The organism is Rhodococcus sovatensis, from assembly GCF_037327425.1.
Taxonomy (GTDB): Bacteria; Actinomycetota; Actinomycetes; order Mycobacteriales; family Mycobacteriaceae; genus Rhodococcoides; species Rhodococcoides sovatense.
In genome coordinates this window covers 3012106-3025889 of sequence record NZ_CP147846.1, presented here as the reverse complement: position 1 = coordinate 3025889, position 13784 = coordinate 3012106, and the positions used below count along the sequence as shown (strand labels likewise).

At 63.8% G+C, this 13784-nt stretch carries 3 protein-coding genes; 2 read left to right on the top strand and 1 reads right to left on the bottom strand.

Annotated elements, in window-relative coordinates:
- Positions 1-39 precede the first annotated feature (39 nt).
- Positions 40-7428 carry an amino acid adenylation domain-containing protein gene (locus WDS16_RS14095; protein ID WP_338885884.1) on the top strand — a complete coding sequence of 2463 codons (7389 nt, stop codon included), beginning with the start codon at positions 40-42 and terminating at the stop codon, positions 7426-7428.
- A 274-nt stretch (positions 7429-7702) separates the two neighbouring features.
- Here WDS16_RS14095 and WDS16_RS14090 read toward each other — a convergent pair whose 3' ends face one another.
- Positions 7703-7978, bottom strand: a complete 276-nt coding sequence (locus WDS16_RS14090; RefSeq protein ID WP_338885883.1) for a hypothetical protein — start codon at positions 7976-7978, stop codon at positions 7703-7705.
- Between WDS16_RS14090 and WDS16_RS14085 the strand changes: the two genes are divergently transcribed.
- Entirely contained in the window at positions 7962-13649 is a 5688-nt protein-coding gene (locus WDS16_RS14085) for an amino acid adenylation domain-containing protein (protein WP_338885882.1), read from the top strand. The genes WDS16_RS14090 and WDS16_RS14085 overlap by 17 nt on opposite strands.
- Positions 13650-13784: the final 135 nt, after the last annotated feature.

The window sequence follows — 13784 nt, the reverse complement described above, 5'->3', positions numbered from 1 at the left end:
GTGCCGCACTCCTGGAAGATCGAACACGGACTCGGCGACATGAGTGCTAGTGATTCGCGCGCTCGCGTCCCAGGCGCGACTCGTAGCGCCGGTCGCCGGTCGCGAGGAGAACGTCCGACGCGTCGGCAGGGTGTTCGTACGGAGCTGCTGTCTCAACTGCTGACCGGTGCTGTCGAGACGGCGGGGGAGAAGACTGCGCTGGCGTGTGCGGGCGCGGAGCTGACCTACCGTGAACTCGACGAACGGTCGTCGCAGTTGGCTCGGGCTTTGATCGATCGAGGCGTCGGGCCAGGCGACAGAGTGGCCCTTGCACTGCCGAGATCGATCGAATCGGTGCTTGCGGTGTGGGCGGTCGCCAAGACGGGCGCTGCATTCGTACCGGTAGATCCGAACTATCCCCTCGATCGCATACGGCACATGGTGTCGGATTCGGGAGCGGTCCTCGGCCTCACCGTTGCTCATCACACCTCGGATCTCCCCGGCGGCGTGGACTGGCTTGCACTGGACGATTCGGCACTGTTGTCGGACGTCGACCTACTGCCTTCGCATCCGATCTCCTACGCGGATCGAGTGCGTCCGCTGCTCGAATCGCACGCGGCCTACATCATCTACACCTCCGGTTCTACCGGAATGCCGAAGGGCGTCGTCGTCACCCATTCCGGGCTCGGTCCGCTCGTGGCTGCGGAGCGCCCGCACTACGGGCTCACGTCCGACTCCCGAATGCTGCACATCTGTTCGCCCAGCTTCGACGTCTCGGTTCTCGAATTGCTTCTGGCGTTCACGTCCGGAGCAACGCTCGTCGTGGCACCGCCCTCGATCAAGGGAGGCCAGGAACTGGCCGACCTTCTGCGTGCCGAACGGGTCACGCATGTGCTCATCACTCCGGGGGCACTGGGATCGGTCGATCCCGTAGGACTGCCGGATCTCGCTGTGGTCGTCGTCGCAGGTGACTCGTTCACCGGGGAGCTCGTCGCGAGATGGGTGGAAGCAGAACGCGGTGAGGGATTGCCTGCACGGCAATTCTTCAACGGATACGGGCCCACCGAGGCAACTGTTCTCGCGACCAGCACTGCGCCGCTTCCGGCTGGGGAGTCGCCTGTCATCGGCACCCCGATCGCAGGAGTCGGTGCCTTTGTACTCGACGCCCGGCTTCGTCCGGTGCCGGCGGGCGTCAGCGGCGAGCTCTACCTTGCAGGTGCCCAGCTCGCCGAGGGGTACAACGACCGCGCGGCGCTGACGTCGGAGCGGTTCGTGGCCAACCCGTTCGCAGACACGTCGGCGGCGAGCGCCGGAGCGCGCATGTACCGCACCGGCGATGTCGTTCGACGCGACGTCGACGGCGTCATCCACTACCTCGGCCGGTCCGATTTCCAGGTCAAGATCCGTGGTTTCCGGATCGAGCTGGGTGAAATCGACAGCGTGCTCACGGCACATCCACGGGTACAGTTCGCGGCCACTGTCGGGCACGAATTGCCCTCGGGTGATGCCGCATTGGTGTCCTACGTGCAGTCGATCGACGGCGGCGCACTCGACAGCGAAGCGCTCGATGTCGATGAACTCGTCGACTACTTGGGCCGCACTGTGCCTGCGCACATGATCCCGGCTCAGATCATCGAATTGGACTCGGTTCCGCTTACTCCCGTCGGCAAGCTCGACCGCGCAGCCCTCCCCGCCCCCGTTTTCGCGGCCAGGGAGTTCGTGGCGCCGGCGACCGAGCTGGAACAGACCGTCGCGGACATCTTCGCCGAGGTCCTCGGAATCGAACGCGTCGGCAGAACCGACTCCTTCCTCGACCTGGGTGGCAATTCACTCGCCGCCACCAGGCTTGTTGCGCGTCTCGGCGCCGCACTCGACGTCCGAGTCCCGGTTCCGTTGCTGTTCGGCAACCCTGTCGTCGCAGATCTTGCGCGCGAGATCTCCTCTCGGACTCTCGGCGATGCGCGCGCCGCATTGGCACCTCGGGTGCGCCCCGACGCCATCCCGCTCTCGCTGGCCCAGCAGCGAATGTGGTTCCTCAACAGGTTCGACACCGAGTCCGCTGTGAACAACATTCCGGTGGCGATTCGGTTGTCCGGCAGCCTGGACGTACAGGCGCTGTTTCACTCCATTCGCGATGTGATCGAGCGGCACGAGTCGCTGCGTACCTCTTACCCCGACGTCGATGGTGTCGGGTATCAGGTCATCCAGTCCGTCGACGACGTCTTTCCCGAGCTGACACCGGTAGTCGTCGAACCGAGCGATGTGGCCACGGCAGTACAGGACATGGTGTCGACCGGCTTCGACGTCACAACACAGGTGCCCCTTCGTATTCGGCTGCTGCAGGTGTCGGACGAGGAGCATGTTCTGGTCCTCGTCGTGCACCACATCTCCGGTGACGGAGTCTCGATGGGCCCGCTCACCCGTGATGTGATGACGGCGTATCACGCGCGTAGTCAGAACGCACTGCCGAGCTTTGCGCCGTTGTCGGTTCAGTACGCGGACTACACACTGTGGCAGCGCGACGTCCTCGGTTCCGAGCTCGAGCCCGGCTCGGTCATCGCCGATCAGATCGAGTACTGGACCTCGGCGTTGGCAGACCTGCCGACCGAACTGGGTCTGCCGTTCGACCGACCGCGGCCCGCTGTCGCATCGAACGTCGGTGCTACGCATACGTTCACGATCGATGCCGATACGCACCGACGGCTGAAGGCGTTGGCGACTCAGTCGGGTGCCAGCGTGTTCATGGTCGTGCACGCGGCCCTCGCGGTTCTGTTGTCACGCCTCTCGGACTCCGCAGACATCGCAGTCGGAACGCCCGTGGCGGGCCGCGGTGAGGAAGCACTCGACGACCTCATCGGCATGTTCGTCAACACCCTCGTACTCCGAACCGACGCGTCGCCGAATCTCGGCTTCCGTGAGTTCTTGAACGATGCGCGCACCACCGATCTCGAAGCATTCGCACATGCCGATCTGCCGTTCGAGCGTCTGGTGGAGATTCTCGATCCGGAACGAAGTGCAGCACGCCACCCGATCTTCCAGGTAATGCTGACGTTCCAGAACATGGAACCGACACGGTTCGCCCTCCCTGGGCTGACGGTGGCGGGCGTCGACCTCGATCTCGCGATCGCGAAATTCGATCTGCAGTTCGCGATCACCGAGATGCTGTCGGACACGGGCACGGACGGTCCGTTGGTAGTCGAACTGACCTACGCGCGAGACATCTTCGACGAAGACACCGCGGTGAGTTTCGCTCGGAGACTGACCGCTGTCGTGAACGCGGTCGTCGCCGATCCCGATGTCGTCATCGGAGATATCGACATCCTGGACGCGAACGAGCGAGCACGTCTGAGCGACATCCGCTCCGAAGCCGTCGATTCCGGTGAGCTCACTCTCGCTGCACGTTTCGAGGCCGTTGCAGCCGCGAACCCGGGGGCTCCGGCCGTCACCAGTGGCGACGTCACACTGAGCTACGCCGAACTCGACAGCGCTGCCAATCGAGTTGCACGTGCGCTGTCGCACAAGGGAATCGGTTCCGAAAGTCTCGTCGCGGTGGCCCTCCCTCGATCGGCCGAGCTGATCGCGGCGATCCTCGGCGTCCTGAAAGCCGGCGCGGGATACCTGCCCGTCGACACGAGCAATCCGACCGAGCGCCTGTCGTACATCCTCGGGGATGCGGCGCCGAGCGCGGTGATCACGTCCTCGGGAGAGGCGGAGTCGCTCGGTGCGATCGAGTGCCCGACCATCTTCGTCGACGGTGCCGATCTCGCGGAGTACGACGGGTCAGCGCTCTCCGGTGACGAACTTCCCGCCGGTATCTCTGCAGACAACGTTGCGTACGTGATCTACACATCGGGCTCGACGGGGCAGCCCAAGGGCGTCACCGTCACCCACCGAAATGTCACGACGTTGTTCGCGGCTGCGGCTCAGAGGTTCGAGTTCGGGCGCGACGACGTGTGGACGATGTTCCACTCGTATGCATTCGACTTCTCGGTGTGGGAGATCTGGGGCCCGTTGTTGGCGGGAGGACGGCTGGTGACTGTGGACTACTTCACGTCGCGCTCGCCCGACATGTTTCTCGAACTGCTCGCACGCGAACGGGTCACCGTCCTCAACCAGACGCCGTCTGCATTCGCACAGCTGGCCGAGGCCGAACGGGCCGCGGGAGACCGTGCGGCCGATTTGTCATTGCGCTACATCGTATTCGGTGGTGAAGCGCTCGATTTGGGGTCCCTCGATCGCTGGTACGCCCGCCATCCGGATGGACCGCTGCTGGTCAACATGTACGGCATCACCGAAACCACCGTGCACGTGTCGTACCTGGCGCTTTCACGCGAGCTCGCCCGTCGCGCAACCGCCAGTGTCATCGGCGACGCGTTGCCAGGATTGACTGTGCGAGTTCTGGATTCGAGGCTCGGCCTCGCTCCGGTCGGTGTCGACGGAGAGCTGTACGTCAGCGGTGCGCAACTTGCGCGAGGGTACCTGGGTAAACCCGATCTGACGTCCACTCGCTTCGCCGCCGATCCGTTCGGGCCGAGCGGATCGGTGATGTACCGCACTGGCGACCGCGGCCGCTGGAACGCGTCCGGGCAGCTCGAGTACGCGGGTCGTAGTGATTCACAGGTGCAGCTTCGCGGCTTCCGAATCGAACTCGGTGAAGTCGAATCCGCGCTGCTACGTGACACCGACGTCGCTCAGGTGGTGGCAATCGTGCGTCGTGACGTGCGCGGCCCCGCCGACACTCGTGACGTGAACGGCACAGGGGAGCGGGCAACGGACTCGTTGGTCGCCTACGTCGTACCGTCGGCGGGCGCGAGTATCGATGTCGCCCGATTGCGGTCCGGTGCCGCCGAATTCCTCACCGACTACATGGTTCCGGACGTCATCGAGATCCTGGACGAGCTACCGCTGACGATCAACGGCAAGCTGGATCGTCGGGCTTTGCCGGTTCCGGTGTACGCATCTGCTTCGGCCTTCAGCGCGCCCAGCACTCCCGCCGAGAAAGCGGTCGCCGAGGTGTTCGGCCAGGTTCTCGGCCACGACTCCGTGGGCGCGGACGACTCGTTCTTCGAACTCGGTGGCAACTCGCTCGACGCAACCCGGGTCATCGCGAGACTGAACGCAGCGCTCGGTAGCGACGTGACGGTACGTGAGCTGTTCGAATCACCGACGGTCGCCGCTCTCGCGTCGTGCGCAAGTCGGCGTCTCGGCGTCGGTGGCCGTCGAACACTCGTCGCTGCCGAACGGCCGTCGCGCATTCCACTGTCGCTGGCTCAGCAACGAATGTGGTTCCTCAATCGACTCGACCCTGGCTCGTCCGTCTACAACATCCCGCTGGCGATCCGGTTGACGGGTGAGCTCGATCTCGGTGCACTCGATCACGCCATCGCAGACGTGATCGACAGGCACGAGAGCCTGCGCACGAGCTACCCCTCGGACGAGGACGGGCCGTTCCAACAGATCGGCGACGTGGCTGACGTCGGACTCGATCTGGCGCCGGTCGCTTGTGCGAGCGAGATGGAACTGATCGACCGAGTTCGCGAGACGATCACGCGTGGTTTCGACGTGTCTACCGGCGTACCGGTTCGCGTACAGCTGTTCGCGCTTGCCGAGGCCGATCATGTCCTCGCCGTCTCCGTGCATCACATCTCCGCAGACGGGGTGTCGATGGCTCCGTTGGCGCGTGATGTGATGACCGCTTACGTGGCGCGGACCTCCGGTTCGTCGCCTGCCTGGACTCCGCTGCCCGTGCAGTACGCCGACTACGCGCTCTGGCAACACGACGTTCTGGGTACTGCCGAGGACGTCGACTCCCTCGCGGCAGCGCAGCTTCGCTACTGGACGGAGCAGCTGTCCGGTGTCCCCGACGAGTTGGACCTGCTCACCGACAGGCCGCGTCCGCCGAGGCAGTCGATGCGTGGACGTTCGTGGTCGACCGAACTGTCCCCGGAATCGACCGATTCACTCGGCGCGATCGCGCGAGAGAACAACGCCTCACTGTTCATGGTCGTGCACAGTGCGTTGGCGGTGCTGCTCGCGCGCATCAGCGGCGGACGGGACATCGCGATCGGCACCGCGGTGGCCGGCCGCGGTGATGCCGCCCTCGACGGACTTGTCGGAATGTTCGTCAACACCCTCGCGTTGCGAGTCGATGTCGATCCCGCCGATAAATTCGGGAATCTGCTCGACCGAGTCCGCGACGTGGACCTCGGTGCCTTCGCCAACGCGGACGTCCCGTTCGAGCGGGTGGTGGACGCAGTAGCCCCGGCGCGATCGGTGGCCCGACACCCGATCTTCCAGGTGGTCTTGTCGCTGCAGAACCAGGAGCAGGCCAGCCTCGAACTGCCGGGACTGTCGGTTGCCGTGCTCGATGGCGCCGAACTGGCGGCCAAGTTCGATCTTCAGATCACGGTCGAGGGAGTCGGCGATCGACTCCGCATCGTCTTCACGTACGCGACGGATCTCTTCGACGAAGAGTCGATCGCCCGCCTCGGCGAGCGGTTCACGATGGTGCTCGATGCTGTCGGCCGCGACACCGAACTGATCGTCGGGGACATCGACATGCAGTCCGAGACCGACGCCGACGCCGGGCATGTTCTGACCGCTGCGTCACCCGCCGACGTCGCGACGCCGTCGGTCGTAGAGGGCGTGACTCTGGCCCAGGTGCTGCGTACGGTGGTCGACGACGATCCCGACGCCCCTGCCATCTCGGTCGGTGATGTCGACATCACATTTGCCGAGGTCGACGAAAAGTCGTCACAACTTGCTCGCGAACTGATCTCCCGGGGTATCGGTCCCGGCGATTCGGTCGTCGTGGCCGTTCCGCGCTCCGCGGAGCGCGTCTTCGCGTTGTGGGCGGTAGCGAAGAGTGGCGCTGCGTCGGCAGTCGGGGCGGCCGATAGTGCTGCCCTCGGTATCGCTGCGACCCCAGACGGGGTCGACACGGCGGTCGACGAGTGGATCGTCCTGAACGAGAAATCTGTGATCGACTCGGTCAGCGGGCGCTCGTCACGTCCCGTGTCGTATTCGGAGCGTGTGCGATTGCTTCGGGCCGAGGATCCGTTTGCTTTCTTCGATGATGCTCGTAAACCGATATCGCACGGCGAGGTCGTTACGCTGGCCGATTCACTGCGAGAACACATCGGGTTGACCTACGAGTCCCGGACGTACGGGACTGCGGAATTCGGTAACGTTTGGTCTGCAATGGAATGGGTACTCGCGTCGTCCACTGGCGCCGCAATGGTGATCCCGGAGTCGGAGCACACCGATTCTGTCGATCTTGTAGCTGCCGAACAATGGGTGACGCACGCATTCGTTTCCGGGGCAGAGGCCGACGCCCTCGGTGACAGTACCGACGCAGAGGACCTCGCCTCGGTGGTGCTTGTCGAGCATCCGATCGACGCTGTGCTCCCAGCCAGCCGTTCGACGGCGGGTTGGACAGTATTCGGATGATGGCTGGGGCGTCGCGCAGGAGCTGGACAACGGTCTGCGTGGCGCCCGTAAAACCGTCGAAAAGAATGTTTGTGACGTATTTCTCGTAAATTCACCGATTATCTCGGTTTTATCACGGCGCGTCTGCAATTGTTAATCTTCACGTCATCTTCGTGCGCGAATGTGAATCGTGGGTAATTGCAGATTTCGCGTCCCTTGGTAACCTTCTCGGTAGATCTGAATATGGTTCGAAATGCCTGTTGTGCAGAAATGGGCGTTTTTGTCCGATTTGGATTCAAAAAGTCAGTCCGAATCCCTGACCGACTGCGAGGAAACGCTTACCGATGAATCCGACGAATTCCAATGCGCACCGTGGCGCTTCCGGCGAGACGGCAGTCGAGCGCTCTCCCAGGTCGGGCACATCGAAGAGGCGTAAGAAGGACAAGCGCACTGCGCGCACACGCAGGGTTCGATCGGTCTCGTTGCCGGATGTGTTGGCCGCAGCGGTGGAGCGAAGTCCGGATTCGACGGCAGTGGTCTGTGGTTCGGCGAGCGTGTCGTACCGCGACATGGACGGTCGGTCGTCACGCTTGGCGCGTGTGTTGGTGAACGCCGGCGTCGAGGTCGACGGGTTCGTGGGTGTGGCGCTGCCGAGATCCGTGGAGTCCGTGATGTCGGTGTGGGCGGTGGCGAAGTCGGGGGGCGCGTTCGTTCCATTCGATCCGGGATATCCGGCCGAGAGGTTGGAACGGATGGTCGTGGACTCCGGTGTCCGGATCGGCGTCACTCTGAGCGAGTTCGTGCCGGCATTGCCGACGAGTGTGAAGTGGATCGTGTTGGACGCCCCGGTCGTCGAGGAACAGCTGGCCGGGGTCTCGTGTGAGCCGGTAACCGCGGTGGATCGGATCGGTCGCCTGCGGCCGGAGTCGGCTGCTTACGTTGTGTACACGTCCGGCTCGACAGGAGTTCCCAAAGGCGTGGTGGTGACGCAGGCAGGATTGGCCGATTTCGCGGCCGAGCAGCGCACACGCTACGGATTGTCGGCGGATTCTCGGACGCTGCACTTTGCCTCGCCGAGCTTCGATGCGTCCGTGTTGGAGTTGCTGTTGGCTGTGGGTGCGTCGTCGACGATGGTGGTGGCAGAGGCGTCGGTGTTCGGTGGGGTCGAGTTGTGGAAGTTGTTGGTGTCCGAGCGTGTATCGCATGCGTTCGTGACGCCCGCTGCGTTGGCATCGGTGGATCCGGAGGGTTTGCCGGACTTGCGAGTAGTGGTCGTGGGTGGCGAGGCGTGGTCGCCCGAGCTGCTGGCGCGGTGGGCAGTCGAACGGGGCGACGGTCGGGGTGTCCGTGAGTTCTTCAACGGCTACGGTCCGACCGAGACGACGATCATGTCCAATATCTCGGATGCGTTGGTGCCGGGCGCGGTGGTGTCGATCGGTGCTCCGATTCGCGGGATGTCTGCGGCGGTCCTCGACGATCGGTTGCGTCCGGTGGTCGGCGGCGCGAAAGGTGAACTGTATGTCTGGGGGCCTGGAGTGGCTCGTGGCTACCACAATCGCCGGGGGCTGACCGCTGCACGCTTCGTCGCCAATCCGCTGGTCGATGACGGCACCCGAATGTACCGAACAGGGGATGTCGTTCGTCGCGTGCCCGACTCGCACGACATCGAGTACGTGGGGCGTAGCGACTTCCAGGTCAAGATCCGCGGCTTCCGTATCGAACTCGGCGAGATCGATGCCGTCGTCACCTCCCATCCCCAGGTCGAGTTCGCGGTCACCGTCGCTCGCACGAGTCAGCAGGGTGCCGCCGCGACCGTGTTGGTGACCTACGTGCTGCCGGTGGTGGGATCGGACCTCGACGTGTCGGGGATTCGGGGGTGGGTGAAGGAACGGTTGCCCCGGCACATGGTGCCGGCGCAGGTGGTCGCGCTGGACGAACTGCCGTTGACGCCGGTAGGCAAGCTGGATCGAGCAGCGTTGCCCGAGCCCTCGCCGATCGAACGCGAGTTCCGCGCGCCCGGTTGCGCCACGGAACAGGTGGTTGCAGGAGTGTTCGAGAAGGTGCTGAAAGTCGAGGCAGTGGGCCTCGACGACGACTTCTTCGAACTGGGTGGCAATTCGTTGATCGCAACCCAAGTGGCGGCGCGTTTGAGTGCCGCGCTCGGACGAACGGTCTCGGTCCGAACCCTGTTCGAAAGTTCGTCCGTGGAGTCGCTCGCCGCATCCGTGGCGATGGCGTCCGAAATCAACCTGCGGCCACAGCTGATCAAGGGCGAACGTCCGGATCGAGTTCCGTTGTCGCTTGCGCAACAGCGCTATTGGTTTCTCAATCAATTCGACACGTCGTCGATCGTGGACAACATCCCGATTGCCGTGCGTCTGTCGGGCACACTCGACGTCGACGCGCTTCAAGCCGCCGTCGCCGATGTCGTGGACCGACACGAGGTGCTTCGAACCTCGTACCCGAACGAGATCGAGGGCCCCACGCAGGCAGTGTCACCCACTGCACTGGCAGTTCCCGATGTGACGCCGGTTCGAGTAACTCCGGAAGACGTCCCCGAGCGCGTGCGCGAGGCGGTGACCCGTCAGTTCGACGTCACCGCAGCTCCACCGGTGTTCGTTCGGCTCTACGATGTCGGTGATACGAGCACCGGTCAGGGTGGCGACTACGTTCTCGTCATCGTCGTGCATCACATCAGTGCCGATGGATCTTCTCTGCCCGTGCTCGTCCGCGATGTCATGATTGCCTACGCGGCGCATGCTGCCGGGCAAACCCCGCAGTGGTCGCCGTTGCCGGTGCAGTACGCAGACTTCGCCCTGTGGCAGCGTCAGGTGCTCGGTGACGAGTCCGATCCGAAGTCATTGCTCAGCACCCAAATCGAGTACTGGCAAGAGCAGTTGGGCGGGGTCGCCCCTGTGATCGACTTGCCGACCGACCGTCGGCGTCCCGAACGACAGTCGTTCGTCGGCGCAGCAGTGCGATCGACGCTCCCAGGCGATGTGCATCGTGGTTTGACGACTGTGGCGCACGAACACGGTGCCTCGCTGTTCATGGTGGTGCACACTGCCCTGGCTGCGTTCCTGAGTCGCGTGACCGGTTCCGGCGACATCGTCGTCGGCACCCCCATCGCGGGGCGCGGAGACGAAGCGCTGGATGGGCTCATCGGCATGTTCGTCAATACCCTCGTGCTCAGGACCAGGATGGACCCGTCGCACAGCTTCCTCGACGCGCTTGCCGACGTCCGCGAAGTGGATCTCGCCGCATTCGCGAACTCCGACGTTCCTTTCGAGCGGGTTGTCGAAGCGATAAATCCGCCGCGATCCTCGGCCTACAGTCCGCTGTTCCAGGTCGGCTTCTCGTTCCAGAACATCGCGCACACGGACCTGGAGCTCCCGGATCTGGCTGTCCGGCCCGTCGAGTTCGAATCGAACGTCGCCAAGTCCGATCTGCATTTCACCATCACCGAACGTGCCGACCGCGGCGGCGATTCCGCGTTCGGGATCGAGCTGTCCTACGCTACTGACCTTTTCGACGAGACGACGGCGCAGTCGATGCTCGATCGTTTGGTGCGGGTTCTCGGCTGCGTTGTCGACGATGCAGAGGTGCGCATCGGCGATATCGATCTGATGAGTGCTGCCGAGCAGCGATCGATGGTGCACTCCGCAGATCGGACATCGTATCCGGTCAACGAGTCCGCGACTCTCGTCTCACTGTACGAAGCACGGGTGTCCGAAACGCCGAACGACGAGGCCGTCGTCGCAGACGGACAGCGGCTGACGTTCCGACAGTTCGACGCTCGAGTCAATCTTGTTGCGCGCTACCTGATCGCACGTGGAGTCGGACCCGAATCCGCGGTGGCGCTGTCGATCCCGCGTGGGCTGGACCTATTGGTGACGATGTACGCGGTCGTCAAGACCGGTGCCGCGTATGTTCCCATCGACAGCGGTAATCCAGCGGACCGTAACGCATACGTGGTCGACACGGCCCAGCCCGTGCTGGTCGTCACCGGCCCCGGTGACTCCGGAGTCTGGCAGAGCACGGCGCCGACAGTGGCGGTGGACGAGATGGATCTTGCCGGATTCTCCGATGAACCAATCGACGATTCCGAGCGGATCACGCCACTGCGACCGGACAACACTGCCTACGTCATCTTCACCTCGGGCTCGACCGGCAGGCCCAAGGGTGTGGCGCTCTCACACCGCGCGATCGTCAACCAAGTGGAATGGTTGCGCACCACCTTCGAGACGACGAGCGACGACAAGGTCCTGGTACACACGGCAGCGACGTTCGATCTGTCCGTGTGGGAGTACTGGGGCGCGTTGCTCGCAGGCAACACAGCAGTGATCGCGGAACCACGCCAGCACGCCGATCCGGCGTACCTCCTCGAGGTGATCCGTGCCGAGGGCGTGACGACAATCGGTCTCGTGCCGACAATGCTGAACGCACTACTGACGTATTCGTCCGGCGTGCTCCCCGCGTCGATCCAGCGCGTGTACTCGATCGGTGAAGAGCTCCCGGCCGGACTCGCACAGTGGTACCGGCGCGGCAACACCGGCAAGCTCGTGAACCTGTACGGTCCAACCGAGGCGGCAGTGTCTGTGACCCACCACGAGGTGAACAGCGCAGACAGGTCGATCGTGCCAGTCGGGAGCCCAGCATGGAATACCGGATGTCTCGTACTGGACGACAGAATGAACCTCGTTCCGACGGGTGTCGGCGGCAATCTGTACCTCACCGGCGTTCAGCTCGCGCGTGGGTACACCTCACGTACGGCCTTGACGGCCGAGCGATTCGTCGCCGATCCATTCGGCCGCGGCGGTACACGCATGTACCGAACCGGTGACCTCGCACGGTGGAATCGCGACGGCGAACTCGAGTACCTCGGTCGATCGGACGAGCAAGTGAAGGTTCGCGGCTACCGCATCGAGTTGGGCGAGATCGAATCCGCTCTCCGCTCCCACAGCGACCTCACCGACGTCGCCGTGGTTGCGCGCGAGGACGGTTCGCTCGGCCATCGATTGGTGGCCTACGTAGTTCCATCCGACGGGCGGACGGTCGATCGAGCCGCACTGCAGTCGTTCGTATCCGGAGAACTGCCGTCGTACATGGTCCCCGCTGCGTTCGTCGTTTTGGACCGCCTTCCCTTGAATTCGAGCGGCAAGGTGGACCGTCGAGCTCTACCCGCCCCGATATTCGACGCGGTGCAGTACCGCGAGCCGAGCACGGAGACCGAGGCGCTGGTGGTTCGGGTGTTCACCGAGACTCTCGGCGCCGAACGAGTAGGTGTCGACGACGACTTCTTCGATCTCGGTGGCAACTCGATGGTTGCGGTCCGAATGGTGGGAACGCTGGGTTCGGCACTCGGTCGTGACGTGCCGCTACCGTGGGTGTTCGGTAGCTCGACGCCCGCACAGTTGGCCGCGCGAATCGAGCGCGATCCAGGGGGATCCGAGGCGGGTGGACCGTTCGATGTCCTGGTCACTCTCCGCGAGGGCAGCTCCGAACAGGCACTCTTCTGCTTCCACCCCATCACCGGCACGGCGTGGTCGTTCGCAGGCCTGGCGCCGTACGTCGACTCCGATCATGCGATCTACGGGCTGCAATCTCCCGCTCTGGCCGGCGAGCGAATGCTGCCGACATCGATCGAGGAGTGGGCCGAGCTGTACGTGCGTGAGATCCGCGCGGTTCGACCTACCGGGCCGTACCACTTGCTCGGTTGGTCGATGGGCGGAGTGCTGGCGCACGCCGTTGCCGTTCGGTTGCGCGAACTCGGGCACGAAGTCGACACTCTCGCCGTCATGGATGCGGTCATAGGATCGACGGAAGGCCGCACGACGGCACTGCCCACCATGGTCGATCTAGTGGGCGAGCTCGGCGGCGACGACGACCGTGACCTCGCCGAACTCGACGTGCAGGGCGTTGCCGAACTGGCTGCCACGTTGCCTCCACCGTTCGATGCGCTGACGCGGGAACGTATCGAGATCATCGTCGACGGGATCGGGCACAGCGCACAGGTGCTGGCCGACTACGAGCCCGCCGAATTCGATGGTGACCTGCTGTATTTCACCGCAGGCCTCGACGACCCGTCGGGTGAATCCGGAGTATCGACCTGGAAGTCTGCTGTGAATTCAGAGCGCACAGTCAACTATTCGATCGCGACGTCGCACTGGAAACTGGCCTCTCCCACGGCGTTGGACCGGATCGGACCGATACTGAACAAGTGGATCCTCGGCGGTCGCTGAGAACCAACAGTAGCGGGGCAAGTCCTCTCGGCAAAAGCATTCAGTCGAATGCTTTTGCCGGGTGAAATAGACTTCGATCCTGTTTTTTCTGGGTCGTAACGCCGGACGGTTCGCGACGATGCGGTATACATGGAC